The organism is Janthinobacterium sp. GW821-FHT03A03 (assembly GCF_059421435.1).
Genome location: NZ_JBWKUZ010000007.1, coordinates 160844 through 177203, shown reverse-complemented (window position 1 = coordinate 177203; position 16360 = coordinate 160844). Strand labels below are relative to the sequence as shown.

The following is a 16360-nucleotide window of genomic DNA, read 5'->3' as shown; positions in this document are numbered from 1 at the left end:
GAGGCAAAAAGTATGTTGTTATCAGAGCAATGCTATAAGAAAATTGACCGCGAGCTGGCCAAGTACCCGGCCGACCAGCGTCAGTCGGCCGTCATGGCCGCGCTGGCCCATGCCCAGGATGAACTGGGCTGGCTGGCGCCGGAAACCATGAAGGAACTGGCCGACTACATCGGCATGCCGGCCATTGCCGTGCAGGAAGTGGCCACGTTCTACAATATGTACAACGTGAAACCCGTGGGCAAGCACAAGATCACCGTGTGCACCAACCTGCCATGCGCCCTGTCGGGCGGCGTGCGCGCTGCTGAGTACCTGAAGCAGAAACTGGGCATCGATTTCCGCGAAACCACCGCTGACGGCCAGTTCACCCTGGTCGAGGGCGAGTGCATGGGTGCTTGCGGCGATGCGCCGGTCTTGCTGGTCAGTAATAAAACCATGTGCAGCTGGATGTCGAACGAGAAAATCGACGCCATGCTGGAGGAACTCAAGAAATGACGTCACTCCACAACCGCCATATCGATCCATTGATCCTGAAGGATCTGGATGGCAAGAACTGGCATTTGCAAGATTATGTGAACCGCGGCGGCTATTCGGCCCTGCGGCGTATCCTGGAAGAGAAAATCACGCCGGAACAGATCATCGCCGACCTCAAGGCTTCGTCCTTGCGCGGCCGTGGCGGCGCGGGTTTCCCTACCGGCTTGAAGTGGAGCTTCATGCCGCGCCAGTTCCCGGGCCAGAAATACCTCGTCTGCAATACAGATGAAGGCGAACCGGGCACTTTCAAGGACCGCGACATCATTCGTTACAATCCCCATGCCCTGATCGAAGGCATGGCCATTGGCGCTTATGCGATGGGCATCACCGTCGGTTATAACTATATCCACGGTGAAATCTTCCAGGAATACCTGCGTTTCGAGGAAGCGCTGGAAGAGGCGCGCGCCGCCGGCTTCCTGGGCGACAAGATCATGGGCAGCGAGTTCTCGTTCCAGTTGCATGCGCACCATGGTTATGGCGCCTACATCTGCGGCGAAGAAACGGCCCTGCTCGAATCGCTGGAAGGCAAGAAAGGCCAGCCGCGCTTCAAGCCGCCTTTCCCGGCCTCGTTCGGCCTGTACGGCAAGCCGACGACGATCAACAACACGGAAACCTTCGCGGCCGTGCCTTTCGTGCTGAATATTGGCCCAGAGAAATATCTGGCCATGGGCAAGCCGAACAACGGCGGTTCGAAGATCTTCTCGATCTCGGGCGACGTGGAAAAACCGGGCAACTACGAAGTGCCGCTCGGCACCCCGTTTGCGACCCTGCTGGAACTGGCAGGCGGCATGCGCGGTGGCAAAAAGATCAAGGCCGTGATCCCTGGCGGTTCGTCCGCTCCGGTGATCCGCGGCGACATCATGATGCAGACCGACCTGGACTACGACTCGATCGCGAAAGCCGGTTCGATGTTGGGTTCGGGCGCCGTCATCGTGATGGACGAAACACGCTGCATGGTAAAGGCGCTGGAACGCCTGTCCTACTTCTACTTTGAAGAATCGTGCGGCCAGTGTACGCCTTGCCGTGAAGGCACAGGCTGGATGTACCGCATGGTGCACCGCATCGAGCAGGGGCAGGGTCGTCCAGACGACCTGGACATGCTCAACTCGATCGCCGACAACATCCAGGGCCGCACCATTTGCGCGCTGGGCGATGCGGCTGCCATGCCGGTACGGGCCTTCATTAAGAATTTCCGTGAAGAATTTGAATATCATATCGAGCACAAGCATTGCTTAGTGCCCGCATATATCTAAGCTGCGTCAGGTAACGATCACCATGGTTGAAATCGAAATAGACGGCAAAAAAGTCGAAGTCCCTGCTGGTAGCATGGTGATGGACGCCGCCAACAAATTGGGAACCTACATTCCGCACTTCTGCTATCACAAGAAATTGTCGATCGCAGCGAACTGCCGCATGTGCCTGGTCGAAGTGGAAAAGGCGCCCAAGCCTTTGCCCGCTTGCGCGACCCCGGTCAGTGCCGGCATGATCGTGCGCTCCGCCAGCGATAAAGCTGTGCAGGCGCAAAAGTCGGTCATGGAATTCTTGCTGATTAACCACCCGCTCGATTGCCCTATCTGCGATCAGGGCGGCGAATGCCAGTTGCAAGACTTGGCCGTCGGTTACGGCAAGGGCGAATCGCGCTACAAGGAAGACAAGCGCGTCGTCACGCCGAAGGAAGCCGGTCCGCTGGTTTCCATGCAAGAGATGTCGCGCTGCATCCAGTGCACCCGCTGCGTGCGCTTTGGCCAGGAAGTGGCCGGCGTGATGGAGCTGGGCATGATCGGCCGCGGCGAACACTCGGAAATCGTGTCGTTTGTCGGCCAGTCGGTCGACTCGGAACTGTCGGGCAACATGATCGACCTGTGCCCGGTCGGCGCACTGACCTCGAAGCCGTTCCGCTACAGCGCCCGTACGTGGGAATTGTCGCGCCGCAAATCGGTCAGCCCGCATGACGGCCTCGGTTCGAACCTGATCGTGCAAGTGAAAGCTGGCAAGGTCAAGCGCGTATTGCCGCTGGAAAACGAAGCCGTCAACGAGTGCTGGATCTCGGACAAGGACCGTTTCTCGTACGAAGCGCTGGACAGCGCCGAACGCCTGACGTCCCCGATGCTGAAACAAGGCAACGAGTGGAAAGAAGTCGATTGGCAGACCGCGCTGGAATACGTGGCGCACGGTTTGAAAAATATCAAGCACGAGCATGGCGCTGACGCCATCGCCGCGCTGGCCACCCCGCATTCGACCGTCGAAGAGCTGGTCCTGCTGCAAAAAGTCGCCCACGGTCTCGGTAGCGAACACGTCGACTTCCGCCTGCGCCAGACCGACTTCGCGCTCGACGCGAACGTCAAGCCATGGCTGGGCATGACGATCAGCGAATTTGGCCAGATCAAGCGCGCCTTCGTCATCGGCTCCTTCCTGCGCAAGGATCACCCATTGCTGGCCACGCGTCTGCGCGCGTCCGTCAAGGGCGGCGCCAAGCTGTCGATCCTGCACGCCTCCGACGATGATCAACTGATCACCATCGCCAACAAGATGATCGCCGCACCTGGCGATTGGCTGGCGGCCTTGTCGGAAGTGGTCGTCGCTGTTGCTAAAGCGAAAGAAATCGCCGCGCCAGCCGGTTACGAAGCGGTCACCGCTTCGGACGTGGCCGTCGCCATCGCCGCCAGCCTGATGGCCGGCGACCATGGCGCCGTGCTGCTGGGTAATGCCGCAACGCAACACCCGCAAGCGTCGCAACTGCATGCTGCCGCGCAATGGATCGCCGAACAGACGGGCGCCAAGCTCGGTTACCTGACGGAAGCGGCCAACACGGTAGGCGCGCACCTGGTCGCCAAGCCGCGCGCCAACGTGCAAGCGGCGTTCGCCGCGCCGAAGAAAGCCTACGTGCTGCTGCACGCCGAGCCGGAACTCGACGCCGCCAATCCGCAAGCGGCCCGCGCCGCCCTCGATGGCGCCGACATGGTCGTGGCGATGTCCGCCTTCAAGCACGGCATGGATTACGCCGATGTCTTGCTGCCGATTTCGTCATTTGCTGAAACTTCAGGTACTTTCGTCAACTGCGAAGGCCGCGCGCAAAGCTTCAACGGCACCGTGAAACCGCTGGCGGAAACCCGTCCAGCCTGGAAAGTGCTGCGCGTCCTGGGCAACATCCTGGGCCTGGCCGGTTTCGACTACGACACCTCGGAAGCGATCCGCGACGAAGCGTTCGGCGCCGGCGTGACCGATCTGTCGGCACAGCTGAACAACATCGCCAAGAACGCACCGGAAGCGGCAAGCTACGCACCGGCTTCACCAAAGCTGCAACGCATCGCCGACGTGCCGATCTACTTCGCCGACGCGCTGGTACGCCGCTCCGAACCGTTGCAACGCACGGTCGACGGCGCCGCGCCGCAAGCCCATCTGTCGCCAGCATTGGCGGAAAAGCTGGGCATCAAGGCGGGCGACAAGGTCAAAGTGGCGCAAGGCTCCGGCAGCGCCATCCTGGTGGCGGCACTCCATGCCGGCCTGCCAGCCAATGTGGTCAAAGTGTCGGCGGCGCATGCCTCGACGGCCAGCCTGGGCGGCATGTTCGGTGACATCACAGTTGAAACAGCAGAGGGGAAAATCTGATGGCTCTGCCTGAATTTGTAAACGTCATCAACAGCAGCGGCCAGGATTTGCTGGGCGGCACATGGCCGTTCTTCTGGACCCTGATCAAGATCCTGTGCGTGCTGTTGCCGCTGATGGGTCTGGTTGCCTACCTGACCTTGTGGGAACGCAAGCTGATCGGCTGGATCCAGATCCGCGTCGGCCCGAACCGCGTCGGCCCCTTGGGCTTGCTGCAGCCGATCGCCGATGCGCTGAAACTCTTGTTCAAAGAGATCATCATCCCGTCCAAGGCCGCCAAGGGCCTGTTCGTGATCGGCCCGATCATGACCATCATGCCGGCCCTGGCCGCCTGGTCGGTCGTGCCCTTCGGTCCGCAAGCCGTGCTGGCCAACGTCAACGCGGGCTTGCTGATGCTGCTGGCGATTACCTCGATGGAAGTCTACGGCATCATCATCGCCGGCTGGGCCTCGAACTCGAAGTACTCGTTCATGGGCGCCATGCGCGCGTCGGCACAGATGATTTCGTATGAAATCCCGATGGGCTTCGTGATGGTCATCGTGCTGATGGTCTCGGGCAGCCTGAACTTCATCGACATCGTCGGCGGCCAGCAGATCGGCTACTTCGCCGACAAGGGCGTCAATTTCATGTCGTGGAACTGGCTGCCGCTGCTGCCGATGTTCGTCATCTACCTGGTGTCGGGCCTGGCTGAAGCCAACCGTCACCCGTTCGACGTCGTCGAAGGCGAGTCGGAAATCGTTGCCGGCCACATGGTCGAGTACTCGGGCATGGCCTACGCCATGTTCATGCTGGCCGAATACGCCAACATGATCCTGATCGGCGCCCTGGCTTCGATCATGTTCCTCGGTGGCTGGTCCGCACCATTTGCTTTCCTTGAGTTCTGGGGTGGTTTCGGCGGCTTCTTCTGGCTGTTCGCCAAGACCTTCTTCATCGTGTCGGTGTTCATCTGGGTGCGCGGTACGTTCCCACGCTACCGTTATGACCAGATCATGCGCCTCGGCTGGAAAGTGTTTATCCCGTTGACGCTGGTCTACCTGGTCTTCGTCGCTGCCTGGATGCAGACATCCTGGAATATTTGGAAGTAAGAGAGTGCATACGAATGGATAAGGTAAAAGATTTCTTCAGCAGCCTCTTGTTAGGCGAGCTGATCAAGGGCATGGCGCTGACAGGCAAGTACATGTTTTCGCGCAAGATCACGGTGCAATTCCCGGAAGAGAAGACACCGATCTCGCCGCGTTTCCGTGGCTTGCACGCGCTGCGCCGCTACCCGAACGGCGAGGAACGTTGCATCGCCTGCAAACTGTGCGAAGCGGTTTGCCCGGCGATGGCCATCACGATCGAATCGGAACAGCGTGACGACGGCTCGCGCCGCACCACGCGCTACGATATCGACTTGACCAAGTGCATCTTCTGCGGTTTCTGCGAAGAGTCCTGCCCGGTCGATTCGATCGTCGAGACGCAAATCCTGGAATACCACGGCGAGAAACGCGGGGATTTGTATTACACGAAAGAGATGTTGCTGGCCGTGGGCGATTGTTATGAAAATGACATCGCCGCTGCGCGCGCCGCCGACGCACCTTATCGCTGATGGATGCGCCGCAGCTGAGAAGCTGCGGCGCGCCCCTCGTTCATCTGTACGTCTATTGGGTTTTTTATGGACTTTAAAACAATTTTGTTTTACGCCTTCGCGCTGATTCTGATCATAGCGGCGACACGCGTCATCACGGCCCGTAATCCGGTCCACGCAGTACTGTTCCTGGTGCTGTCCTTCTTTTCCGCAGCGGGCATCTGGATGCTGCTGCAAGCTGAATTCCTGGCCATCGTGCTGGTATTGGTGTATGTCGGCGCCGTGATGGTGCTGTTCCTCTTCGTGGTGATGATGCTCGATATCAATATCGACCGCATGCGCGAAGGCTTCTGGGGCTATCTGCCATTGTCCGTGACGGTGGGCGTGATCATCGTGCTGGAAATGGCCGCCGTCCTGTGGCACGGTTTCCGCAACTTTGCGCCTAGCATCGCGCCGGTGAACGTCAACCTGGGCGGCACCAAGGAACTGGGCCTGCTGATCTACACCAAATATGTGTTCGCCTTTGAAATCGCCGCCGTCGTGCTGCTGGTGGCCATCGTTGCCGCGGTCGCACTGACTTTGCGCAAACGCAAGGACACCAAGCATTTTGCTCCGGGCGATGCCGTGCGCGTCAAGCGCAACGACCGCCTGAAGATCATCAAGATGGACGCGGTCGTCGAGCGTCCTGCGGCTGAGCCGGAAGTTAAGGAGGCACCATGACACTATCGCTCACACATTTTCTGGTCCTGGGCGCGATCCTGTTCGCAATCTCGATCGTCGGTATTTTCCTGAACCGCAAGAACATCATCGTATTGCTGATGGCAATCGAATTGATGCTGCTGGCGGTGAATATGAATTTCATCGCGTTCTCCCATTTCATGGGCGACGCGGCCGGTCAGATCTTCGTTTTCTTCATCCTGACGGTTGCCGCCGCTGAGTCGGCTATCGGTCTGGCTATTCTGGTGGTGATGTTCCGTAATCTGGATACCATCAACGTCGAAGACCTGGACAGCCTCAAAGGCTGATGTTTTTCAGACTCGATCTCTCGAATAATAACGATTAAGGTTCATCATGGCGGGGCAACTCCTCAACCCTAACCTCCTTCTTGCCGTACCGCTGGCGCCGCTGGCCGGTGCCGCGATTGCAGGCTTGCTTGGCACCCAGTTCCTGGGTAATTTGGTCGGACGCAAGACGTCGCATACCGCGACGATCCTGGGCGTACTGATTGCGTTCATCCTGTCCGTGCAGACATTGCTGGCAGTGATGGATGGCGCGACATTCAATGGCACGATCTATAACTGGATGACGATCGGCACCCTGAAGATGGAAGTGGGCTTCCAGATCGATTCGCTGTCGGCGATGATGATGTGCGTGGTCACCTTCGTTTCGCTGATGGTGCATATCTATACGATCGGCTACATGAAGGATGACGAAGGCTACAACCGCTTCTTCGCCTACATCTCGCTGTTCACGTTCTCGATGTTGATGCTGGTCATGGCCAACAACTTCCTGCAGCTGTTCTTCGGCTGGGAAGCCGTGGGCCTGGTTTCTTACCTGCTGATCGGTTTCTGGTACCAGCGTCCGACGGCCATCGTGGCCAACATGAAGGCCTTCCTCGTCAACCGCGTGGGCGACTTCGGCTTCATCCTGGGCATCGGCCTGCTGCTGGCCTACGCCGGCACCATGAACTACCAGGAAGTGTTCGCCAAGAAAGACGAACTGGCGCTGTTGACGATGCCGGGCACCGACTGGGCCCTGCTGACGGTAGCCTGCATCTGCCTGTTCATCGGCGCGATGGGCAAATCGGCGCAGTTCCCGCTGCATGTGTGGCTGCCTGACTCGATGGAAGGTCCTACCCCGATTTCGGCACTGATCCACGCCGCGACGATGGTGACGGCCGGTATCTTCATGGTCTCGCGCATGTCGCCGCTGTTCGAACTGTCCGACACGGCACTGTCCTTCATCCTGGTGATCGGCTCCATCACGGCGCTGTTCATGGGCTTTTTGGGCATCATCCAGAACGACATCAAGCGCGTTGTTGCTTATTCGACACTGTCGCAACTGGGCTACATGACCGTGGCGCTGGGTTCGTCCGCGTATTCCGTGGCCGTATTCCACCTGATGACGCACGCATTCTTCAAGGCTCTGCTGTTCCTGGGCGCCGGTTCCGTCATCATCGGCATGCACCACGACCAGGACATCCGCAACATGGGCGGCCTGCGCAAATACATGCCGATCACCTGGATCACGTCGCTGATCGGTTCGCTGGCCCTGATCGGCACGCCGCTGTTCTCCGGTTTCTACTCGAAAGACAGCATCATCGAAGCCGTCGAAGCGACGCACATCTGGGGCGCTGGCTTTGCCCAGTTCGCCGTGCTGGCTGGCGTGTTCGTCACCGCTTTCTACTCGTTCCGCATGTATTTCCTCGTCTTCCACGGCAAGGAACGCTTCGGCCAGGCGCATGCGCACGGTCATGACGACCATCACGCGGCCAAGCATGATTCGGACGCGCACGATGAAGAAGACGACCACGGCCACCACGGCCTGGAACCTGGCCAGAAGCCGCATGAATCCCCGTTCGTCGTGTGGTTCCCGCTGGTGATGCTGGCGATTCCGTCGCTCATCATCGGTTACCTGACGATCGGCCCGATGCTGCATGGCGATTTCTTCAAGGGCGTGATTTTTGTGGGCGAAAACCATCCGGCGATGGAAGAGTTGTCGCATGAATTCCACGGCGCGATGGCGATGGCGCTGCACGGCCTGTCGACGGCACCGTTCTGGCTGGCATTGTCCGGCGTGGTGGCAGCCTACTACTGCTACATGGTCAACCCGCGCGTGCCGGCCTGGTTCTTTGCCAAGTTCCACGCGATCCACACCCTGCTGGACAACAAGTACTACATGGACAAGTTCAATGAAGTCGTGTTCGCCGGCGGTGCCCGCTTGCTGGGTAATGGCCTGTGGAACTTCGGTGACAAGAAGCTGATCGACGGTTTCGTCGTCAATGGCAGCGCCAAGGTCGTCGCCTGGCTGTCCTCGCTGTCGCGAGTGTTGCAGACCGGCTACATCTATCACTATGCATTCGTGATGATCCTGGGCGTGCTGGGCTTCCTGATCTATTTCCTGCCATTCTGGCCCGCTAAGTAAGCTGACCTGATAAAAGAATACTGAGAACCATGATGCAGTCTACGATTTCTACACTACCTCCTTACCTGAGTCTGTCGATCTGGGTGCCGATCATTTGCGGCGTCCTGGTCCTGGCTCTCGGCCGTGACAGCAAAGCGGGCTTTACCCGCTGGCTGTCGCTGGCCGGCGCCGTGCTCAGCATGCTGTGCACCTTGCCGCTGATCCAGCATTTCGACAACGCCGCCCACGGCATGCAGTTCGTCGAAAAAGCACCGTGGATAGCAACCTTCAATATCTGGTATTCGCTGGGTATCGACGGCCTGTCGCTGTGGTTCATTCCACTGACGGCCTTCATCACGGTCATCGTCGTCATTTCCGCTTGGCAAGTGATCGAGAAGCGCATCGCCCAGTACATGGGCTCGTTTTTGATCCTGTCGGGCCTGATGATCGGCGTGTTCTGCGCGCTGGACGGCTTGCTGTTCTACTTCTTCTTTGAAGCAACCCTGATCCCGATGTTCATCATCATCGGTATCTGGGGCGGTTCGAACCGCGTGTACGCGTCGTTCAAGTTCTTCCTGTACACCTTCTTCGGTTCGCTGCTGACCCTCGTTGCCATCATCTACCTGCGCAATGTGTCGGGCACCTTCGACATCCTGGCCTGGCATGCGTTCAAGCTGACGATGAACGAGCAGATCTTCATCTTCCTGGCCTTCCTGATGGCGTTTGCCGTGAAAGTGCCGATGTTCCCCGTCCACACATGGCTGCCGGACGTCCACGTGGAAGCGCCGACGGGCGGTTCCGCCGTGCTGGCCGCCATCATGCTGAAACTGGGCGCCTACGGCTTCCTGCGTTTCTCGCTGCCGATCACGCCGGACGCCAGCCACTATCTGTCGGGCTTCATGATCGCCCTGTCGCTGATCGCCGTCATCTACATCGGTCTGGTTGCCCTGGTGCAAACCGACATGAAAAAACTGGTCGCCTATTCATCGATCGCGCACATGGGTTTCGTCACCCTGGGCTTCTTCATGTTCAACGACATTTCGGTGCAGGGCGGTATCGTGCAGATGGTCTCGCACGGCTTCATCTCCGGCGCGATGTTCCTGTGCATCGGCGTGCTGTATGACCGCATGCATACCCGCAACATCGCCGACTACGGCGGCGTCGTGAACCGCATGCCGAAATTTGCCGCCTTCTTCGTGCTGTTCTCGATGGCCAACTGCGGTCTGCCAGCGACGTCCGGCTTCGTCGGCGAGTTCATGGTGATCCTGGGCGCGGTGAAATACAACTTCTGGATCGGCTTGCTGGCTGCAACGGCACTGATCTGGGGCGCGGCGTACTCGCTGTGGATGGCCAAGCGCGTGGTGTTCGGCAAGATCAAGAACAAACACGTGGCCGAATTGACCGACATCAACAAACGTGAATTCTTCATGCTTGCTGTGCTGGCCATCGCCGTGCTCGTGATGGGTCTGTACCCAGCCCCGTTCACCGACACGATGCAAACTTCGGTTGCCGACCTGCTGCAGCATGTCGCCATCAGCAAGTTGCCTTAAATAGAAGACCGATAACATGACTAATGCACCTAATCTGGTACCGCTGTACGCGGAAATCTTTCTGCTGATCGCCACGTCGGCGCTCTTGCTGATCGATATGTTCTTGCCTGCGGCGAAGCGTTCGATCACTTACGTGCTGGCCTTGCTGACCCTGGCCGGCTGCGCCTTGCTGACCGTGGGCGACTTCAACGCGGGCACCACCGTCTACACGTTCCACAATATGTTCGTGTCGGACCCGATGTCGCAGTTGCTGAAACTGTTCTCGTACGGCGCCGTGGCGCTGACGCTGATCTACTCGCGTGCCTATGCCACCGACCGCAGCATGCTGTCGGGTAACCTGGGCGGCGAGTTCTACGTGCTGGCCCTGTTTGCACTGCTGGGCCAGATGATCATGATCTCGGCCAACAACTTCCTGATCATCTACCTGGGTCTGGAACTGATGTCGCTGTCGCTGTACGCGCTGATCGCGCTGCGCCGTGACAATGCCAAGGCCACGGAAGCGGCCATGAAATACTTCATCCTGGGCGCGCTGGCTTCCGGTTTCATGTTGTACGGTATCTCGATGCTGTACGGCGCCTCCGGCACGCTGGACCTGGGCGAACTGCGGGTGGCGCTGGAAAACGGCAAGACCAACGGCACCATCATGGTCTTCGGCCTGGTGTTCCTGGTAGCCGGCCTGGCCTTCAAACTGGGCGTCGTGCCATTCCACATGTGGGTGCCTGACGTGTATCAAGGTTCGCCGACGGCCGTGACCCTGCTGCTGGGCGCGGCGCCGAAACTGGCCGCCTTCGCCATCACGCTGCGCTTGCTGGCCGAAGGCTTGCTGCCGATGGCGCATGACTGGCAGCAAATGCTGCTGGTGCTGGCCGTGATGTCGCTGGCCATCGGTAACTTCACCGCCATTGCGCAAACCAATTTGAAGCGCATGTTGGCGTACTCGACCATCGCGCAAATGGGCTTCGTGCTGCTGGGCTTGCTGTCGGGCACCGTCGACGCGCCGAACAACACGCTCAACGCGGCCGGCGCAGCCACCGCCTACGGCGCCTCGATGTACTACGTCATCACCTACGTGTTTACCACCCTGGGTACCTTTGGCGTGATCATGTTGCTGGCACGCAATGGTTTCGAAGCAGACGAACTGGCCGACTTCAAGGGCCTGGGCAAACGCAGCCCGATCTTTGCCCTGGTGATGACCCTGTTCATGTTCTCGCTGGCTGGCGTGCCGCCACTGATGGGCTTCATGGCCAAGTACTCGGTGCTCGCTTCCGTGCTGGCCACGGGCCAGCTGTGGCTGACCATCGCCGCCGTGCTGTTCTCGCTGATCGGCGCCTTCTACTACCTGCGCGTCGTCAAGATGATGTGGTTCGACGAGCCGAGCGACAGCAATGCGCTGGTCGTGCATGGCGACATGCGCGTCGTGCTGGCCCTGAACGGCGTGTTCGTCCTGGCCCTCGGTGTGATGCCTAACAGCATCCTGGCTGCCTGCGCGACGGCCATCACCAAGACCCTGGCGTCCTGACCGATGGATGTCACCGTCTCGAGCTGGCTGGTGATCGCCCTGGGCATCCTGGGCGCCAACCTGCCTTTCCTGAACGAGAAACTGTTTGCCGCCGTGCCGCTGAAAAAGGCGGCGCAGGCAGACGGGGGCAAAGGCTGGCGCAAGCCGCTGGCGCTGCGCCTGCTGGAGATGGTGATTCTGTACTTCATCGTCGGCGCCGTGGCGTTCGCGCTTGAAGCGCGCATCGGCAACGCTTTCCCGCAGACATGGGAGTTCTACGCCATCACCGGCTGCCTGTTCCTGGTGCTGGCTTTCCCAGGCTTTGTCACCCGCTACCTGCGCAAACGACATTAGCCCCATCGACCGAAAGCGGCGCCTCTGGCGCCGTTTTTTTTTATTGAGCATAATCAACGTATGGATACTGAACGCATGGATATGAATTTAACTGAGACCAAGGTGGACGGCGAACTCGTCTACCAGGGCGGCTTCCTGCGCGTGCAGCGCGACCGCGTTGCGCTGCCCGACGGCAAGATCACGGCGCGCGAATTCGTCCTGCATCCGGGCGCCGTCGTCATCCTGCCCCTGCTCGATGACGGCACCGTGCTGATGGAGCGCCAGTACCGCTATCCGCTGGACCGGGTGTTTATTGAATTCCCGGCCGGCAAGATCGATGCGGGCGAGGCCCACCTGGCCTGCGCCCAGCGCGAGTTGCTGGAAGAAACGGGCTACACGGCCAGCGACTGGCAATTCGTTGCCACCATCCATAACGCCATCGCGTATTCCGACGAACACCTGGAACTGTTTTTGGCGCGCGGACTCGTGGCCGGCGAACGCCAGCTCGACGAGGGCGAATTCCTCGAAACGTTTACGGCCACCGTGCCGCAGTTGCTCGACTGGGTCAGGGATGGCACGATCACGGACGTGAAGACCGTCATCGGCATCTTCTGGCTCGACAAGATTACCAGCGGCGCCTGGCAACCGGCTTGATCCTGCGCATGCGCACGGCGATCTTCCTGCTGCTGGCGTCGGCCAGCCTGGGCGCACACGGGGCGCAGCGCACGCCGTTCCAGGTGCGCTGCGAAGACACGATCAGCAAGACGGTGTCCGTGCTGACGGCGCAGCAGAACGGCTATACCATCGACACGCACCTGCCATACAAGGCGCTGACGGTGATGAAGGGCACGGCGCGCGCCGATGCCTGGGTGCTGGGCCTGACGAAGACCGATTCGCGCGTGGCCATCGCCCTGGCCGGCCCCATGCTGCAAGACCCGGCCAGCGGCTATGAATGCGTGGCGCCGCAGATTACCGTGACCCTCACGTATGCGCCCGTGGTGATCTACATCGGCCGCGAGTTTGCTCCCGGCACGTGCGCGTATGATGAAATACTCGCGCACGAGCTGCGGCACATGAAAACCTATATGGAACACCTGCCGCGCGTGGAAAAGACCGTGCGCGCGGCGCTGGCCCGGCGCTTCGAGGCGCGCCCCCTGTATGCGCCCAGCGGCACGGCCAAGGCGGCGCTGGCGCGCGAGATCGACACGGGCTGGTTGCCCTACATCAAGGCGGAAATGCGCAAGGTGGAAATCTTGCAGGCCGCCATTGATTCTCCGCAAGAATATGCGCGCCTGGGCAAGGCGTGCAAAGGTGAAATCCAGAACATCCTGGCCGGCAAGGCCGCGCCGACCAACTAGATAAGGAATGGCATGACCGCAGCACCGAACACCGTCCGTTATTTTGCCCTGATCCCCGCCGCCGGCGTGGGCGCGCGCATGGAGGCGGGCAGTCCCAAGCAATATTTAGCCATCGCCGGCAAGCCCATGCTGCGCCACGCGCTCGACGCTTTTCTCGCCAGTCCCCTGATCGCGCACACCTATGTCGTCGTCAGCGCCGACGATGGCGTCATCGACACGGTCGTGCCGGAGCAGGGCGTCACTGTGCTGCGCTGCGGCGGCGCCACGCGCATGGAAAGCATCCTGAACGGGCTGCAGGCCTTGCAGGGCAGCATGGATGGCCATGACCAGGTGCTGGTGCACGACGCGGCCCGTCCCGGCCTGACGCCGGCGCTGATCGCCAAGCTCATCACCGAAGTCGGCGACCATGCGGCCGGCGGCTTGCTGGCCTTGCCCGTGGTCGACACCGTCAAGCGGGCCGGGCCGGCCAATGTGTCGGCGCAGACGGTGCCGCGCGACGGCCTGTGGCTGGCGCAGACGCCGCAGATGTTCAGCTATGCCTTGCTGCACCGGGCCTTGTCGCAGGCGCCCGACCCGCAAGCGATCACGGACGACGCCAGCGCCGTCGAGGCGCTGGGCCTGGCGCCGAAACTGGTCGAGGGCCACCCGCGCAACCTGAAGGTGACCCTGCCGCGCGACATCCACACGGCCGAGCTGTACCTGGCCAACCCCCGCATTTGAAAGAGAACAATATGAATACAACGACTCCCGACCTCCCATTTCGTATCGGCCAGGGCTATGACTGCCACGCGCTGGTCGAAAACCGCGACCTGATCATCGGCGGCGTGAAGATTCCCCATCACCTGGGCCTGCTCGGCCACTCCGACGCGGACGTGCTGCTGCACGCGATTACGGACGCCATCTTCGGCGCCGCCGCCCTGGGCGACATCGGCCGCCATTTCCCCGACACGGACGCGCAATTCAAGGGCGCCGATTCGCGCACCCTGCTGCGCGAAGCCGTGCGCCGCGTGCAGGCGACCGGTTATATCATCGGCAATATCGACGCCACCATCATCGCCCAGCGCCCGAAAATGGCGCCGCACATCGCCGCCATGTGCGCCAACGTGGCCGAAGACCTGGGCGTGACCGTGGGTCAGGTCAACATCAAGGCCAAGACGAATGAAAAGCTGGGCTACCTGGGCCGCGAAGAGGGCATCGCGGCCGAAGCCGTGGCCTTGCTGCTGCGCGCCTGAGAGGCCCGCCATTGATCGATCACCGACAGGAGTCGCCATGTTCCAGTTACGCCGTACCAGCATCTTGCTTGCATGGGCATTGACTGCCGCGCCAGCGGCCCACGCCGAACTGCAGGCCACGGGAGAGCCACCCGCCGCCAGACAGGGCTGGAAGGCCGAGACCGTCGCGCAGGGTGTGCGCCAGCCGTGGGGCATCGCCTGGCTGGGCGAGGGGCGCGCGCTGGTCACCAGCAAGCAGGGCAGCTTGCATCTGCTCAATGGCAAGAAATTCGAGGATGTCGCGCTGGAAGGCATGCCCAAGGTGTTTACGGGCGGGCAGGGCGGCCTGCTCGATATCGTCATTCATCCGCAGGACGCGGGCAAGCCGAACCCGCGCGTGTACATGACGGTGTCGACGGGCACGAATGACGCCAACCGCACGACCCTCGTGCGCGGCGTGTTCGACGGCAAGAAGGTGACGGGCATCGAGACCCTGTTCAAGGTGGCGACCGACAAGAGCGGCGGCCAGCATTTCGGCTCGCGCCTGCTGTGGCTGCCGGACAGCAGCTTGCTGATGAGCGTGGCCGACGGCGGCAATCCGCCGCTGCGCATCGGCGACCGCCTGGCCCGCGAACAGGCGCAGAACCTGGCCACGCACCAGGGTTCCATCCTGCGCCTGACGCAAGACGGCAAACCGGCGCCCGGCAATCCGCTGGCCGCCAGGGGGGCCTTGCCGGAAATCTGGTCGTATGGCCACCGCAACGTGCAGGGCCTGGCGCTCGACCCTGTTTCCGGCCGCGTGTGGGCGACGGAACACGGCCCGTACGGCGGTGATGAACTGAACCTGATAGTGGCGGGCGGCAACTACGGCTGGCCGCTGCAAAGCTATGGCGCCGACTACAAGACGCACGAACCCGTCGGCAAGCATGAGGTGCCCGGCATGCTCAATCCGAGCGTGGCCTGGGTGCCGTCGCCGGCGCCGTCGGGGCTGGCCGTCTACACGGGCGACAAGATCGCCGCCTGGCGCGGCAGCATCTTCAGCGGCGGCCTGGCGGCCGGGGATATCCGCCGCATCGCCGTCGATGCGAACGGCAAGGTGACGGGGCAGGACCGCCTGGCCATCGGCGCGCGCGTGCGCGACGTGCGCCAGGGACCGGACGGCTACCTGTATGCGCTGACAGACGAAGACAATGGCCGTTTGCTGCGCATCGTGCCGCAGTAGCACGGCAGGCGCCCACTTCGCTTAAGATGGCGCCTTTATTTCATTCAAGGTGGCGGCATGGCCCGTGATACTTATGCATACCGGCATGTTGCCGTCGAATCGCGCGCCGTCCATGGCCGCGTGGAAATCCGTCCCGTGCCGGGCCAGGCTTTTTCGCCGGAACTGGCCGTGCAGTGCTCGCGCCGCCTGACGGACCTGCAGCGCTATCCGCTGGGCAGCCGTTTCTTGCTCTTTGCCAAGCTGACGGACCGCCTGGGCGGCACGCCCTTCCTGTACGCGTATCACGGCGATGCCGACGTGCCCATGACGCCGGCCGAAGTGGCGAAATTCCTCGGCGAATTCCGGCGCGGCCGCATCTGAT

General features: G+C 61.0%; 17 protein-coding genes. All 17 read left to right on the top strand.

The genetic code is table 11. The features are described 5' to 3' along the window. Positions 1-12 precede the first annotated feature (12 nt). The 17 genes from nuoE to AC07VI_RS15950 all read left to right on the top strand — a co-directional run bounded on the left by nuoE (position 13) and on the right by AC07VI_RS15950 (position 16359). Positions 13-492, top strand: a complete 480-nt coding sequence (nuoE, locus tag AC07VI_RS16030) for an NADH-quinone oxidoreductase subunit NuoE (RefSeq protein ID WP_035820520.1) — start codon at positions 13-15, stop codon at positions 490-492. Next, positions 489-1784: an NADH-quinone oxidoreductase subunit NuoF gene (gene nuoF / locus AC07VI_RS16025; protein WP_010399729.1), complete on the top strand. Its 1296-nt coding sequence runs from the start codon at positions 489-491 to the stop codon at positions 1782-1784. Before nuoE ends, nuoF begins: the two co-directional genes overlap by 4 nt. A 22-nt stretch (positions 1785-1806) precedes the next feature. Next, on the top strand, positions 1807-4140 hold the full coding sequence (nuoG, locus tag AC07VI_RS16020) for an NADH-quinone oxidoreductase subunit NuoG (RefSeq protein ID WP_492995063.1): 2334 nt from the start codon (positions 1807-1809) through the stop codon (positions 4138-4140). Further along, the gene (gene nuoH / locus AC07VI_RS16015; RefSeq protein ID WP_086146437.1) at positions 4140-5222 is read left to right on the top strand and encodes an NADH-quinone oxidoreductase subunit NuoH; all 1083 of its coding nucleotides are present in this window, start codon (positions 4140-4142) and stop codon (positions 5220-5222) included. Before nuoG ends, nuoH begins: the two co-directional genes overlap by 1 nt. Positions 5223-5236: 14 nt before the next feature. After that, positions 5237-5725, top strand: a complete 489-nt coding sequence (nuoI, locus tag AC07VI_RS16010) for an NADH-quinone oxidoreductase subunit NuoI (RefSeq protein ID WP_492995061.1) — start codon at positions 5237-5239, stop codon at positions 5723-5725. Positions 5726-5791: 66 nt separating this feature from the next. Continuing rightward, positions 5792-6424, top strand: a complete 633-nt coding sequence (locus AC07VI_RS16005; protein WP_076567084.1) for an NADH-quinone oxidoreductase subunit J — start codon at positions 5792-5794, stop codon at positions 6422-6424. Continuing rightward, on the top strand, positions 6421-6729 hold the full coding sequence (nuoK, locus tag AC07VI_RS16000; protein ID WP_010399724.1) for an NADH-quinone oxidoreductase subunit NuoK: 309 nt from the start codon (positions 6421-6423) through the stop codon (positions 6727-6729). The genes AC07VI_RS16005 and nuoK overlap by 4 nt, the downstream gene beginning before the upstream one ends. 46 nt (positions 6730-6775) lie before the next feature. Beyond that, a complete protein-coding gene (gene nuoL / locus AC07VI_RS15995; RefSeq protein WP_086146436.1) occupies positions 6776-8848 on the top strand; it encodes an NADH-quinone oxidoreductase subunit L in 2073 nt (690 codons plus the stop codon). Between the two features lie 29 nt (positions 8849-8877). Further along, positions 8878-10377 (top strand): NADH-quinone oxidoreductase subunit M, encoded by a 1500-nt coding sequence (locus tag AC07VI_RS15990; RefSeq protein WP_086146435.1) that lies wholly within the window; start codon positions 8878-8880, stop codon positions 10375-10377. Between the two features lie 16 nt (positions 10378-10393). After that, positions 10394-11896: an NADH-quinone oxidoreductase subunit NuoN gene (nuoN, locus tag AC07VI_RS15985; protein ID WP_076567089.1), complete on the top strand. Its 1503-nt coding sequence runs from the start codon at positions 10394-10396 to the stop codon at positions 11894-11896. Between the two features lie 3 nt (positions 11897-11899). Then, on the top strand, positions 11900-12229 hold the full coding sequence (locus tag AC07VI_RS15980) for a DUF2818 family protein (RefSeq protein ID WP_086146434.1): 330 nt from the start codon (positions 11900-11902) through the stop codon (positions 12227-12229). Positions 12230-12304: 75 nt separating this feature from the next. Then, positions 12305-12862, top strand: coding sequence for an NUDIX domain-containing protein (locus AC07VI_RS15975; protein ID WP_086146461.1), 558 nt, complete (start codon positions 12305-12307; stop codon positions 12860-12862). Next, on the top strand, positions 12859-13566 hold the full coding sequence (locus AC07VI_RS15970; protein ID WP_494808809.1) for a hypothetical protein: 708 nt from the start codon (positions 12859-12861) through the stop codon (positions 13564-13566). The genes AC07VI_RS15975 and AC07VI_RS15970 overlap by 4 nt, the downstream gene beginning before the upstream one ends. A 12-nt stretch (positions 13567-13578) precedes the next feature. Beyond that, a complete protein-coding gene (ispD, locus tag AC07VI_RS15965; protein WP_086146432.1) occupies positions 13579-14286 on the top strand; it encodes a 2-C-methyl-D-erythritol 4-phosphate cytidylyltransferase in 708 nt (235 codons plus the stop codon). Between the two features lie 11 nt (positions 14287-14297). Beyond that, positions 14298-14798: a 2-C-methyl-D-erythritol 2,4-cyclodiphosphate synthase gene (gene ispF, locus AC07VI_RS15960; protein ID WP_086146431.1), complete on the top strand. Its 501-nt coding sequence runs from the start codon at positions 14298-14300 to the stop codon at positions 14796-14798. A 37-nt stretch (positions 14799-14835) separates the two neighbouring features. Continuing rightward, positions 14836-15999 (top strand): PQQ-dependent sugar dehydrogenase, encoded by a 1164-nt coding sequence (locus AC07VI_RS15955; RefSeq protein WP_492995054.1) that lies wholly within the window; start codon positions 14836-14838, stop codon positions 15997-15999. A 57-nt stretch (positions 16000-16056) separates the two neighbouring features. Beyond that, positions 16057-16359, top strand: a complete 303-nt coding sequence (locus tag AC07VI_RS15950) for a hypothetical protein (protein WP_172404779.1) — start codon at positions 16057-16059, stop codon at positions 16357-16359. Position 16360: the final 1 nt, after the last annotated feature.

Coding starts and splice junctions, on each gene's coding strand:
- AC07VI_RS15975 (WP_086146461.1), top strand. CDS start 12,305: ATGGATATGAATTTAACTGAGACCAAGGTGGACGGCGAACTCGTCTAC.
- nuoH (WP_086146437.1), top strand. CDS start 4,140: ATGGCTCTGCCTGAATTTGTAAACGTCATCAACAGCAGCGGCCAGGAT.
- AC07VI_RS15980 (WP_086146434.1), top strand. CDS start 11,900: ATGGATGTCACCGTCTCGAGCTGGCTGGTGATCGCCCTGGGCATCCTG.
- AC07VI_RS16005 (WP_076567084.1), top strand. CDS start 5,792: ATGGACTTTAAAACAATTTTGTTTTACGCCTTCGCGCTGATTCTGATC.
- AC07VI_RS15955 (WP_492995054.1), top strand. CDS start 14,836: ATGTTCCAGTTACGCCGTACCAGCATCTTGCTTGCATGGGCATTGACT.
- nuoK (WP_010399724.1), top strand. CDS start 6,421: ATGACACTATCGCTCACACATTTTCTGGTCCTGGGCGCGATCCTGTTC.
- ispD (WP_086146432.1), top strand. CDS start 13,579: ATGACCGCAGCACCGAACACCGTCCGTTATTTTGCCCTGATCCCCGCC.
- nuoI (WP_492995061.1), top strand. CDS start 5,237: ATGGATAAGGTAAAAGATTTCTTCAGCAGCCTCTTGTTAGGCGAGCTG.
- AC07VI_RS15990 (WP_086146435.1), top strand. CDS start 8,878: ATGATGCAGTCTACGATTTCTACACTACCTCCTTACCTGAGTCTGTCG.
- nuoN (WP_076567089.1), top strand. CDS start 10,394: ATGACTAATGCACCTAATCTGGTACCGCTGTACGCGGAAATCTTTCTG.
- nuoG (WP_492995063.1), top strand. CDS start 1,807: ATGGTTGAAATCGAAATAGACGGCAAAAAAGTCGAAGTCCCTGCTGGT.
- ispF (WP_086146431.1), top strand. CDS start 14,298: ATGAATACAACGACTCCCGACCTCCCATTTCGTATCGGCCAGGGCTAT.
- AC07VI_RS15950 (WP_172404779.1), top strand. CDS start 16,057: ATGGCCCGTGATACTTATGCATACCGGCATGTTGCCGTCGAATCGCGC.
- nuoE (WP_035820520.1), top strand. CDS start 13: ATGTTGTTATCAGAGCAATGCTATAAGAAAATTGACCGCGAGCTGGCC.
- nuoL (WP_086146436.1), top strand. CDS start 6,776: ATGGCGGGGCAACTCCTCAACCCTAACCTCCTTCTTGCCGTACCGCTG.
- nuoF (WP_010399729.1), top strand. CDS start 489: ATGACGTCACTCCACAACCGCCATATCGATCCATTGATCCTGAAGGAT.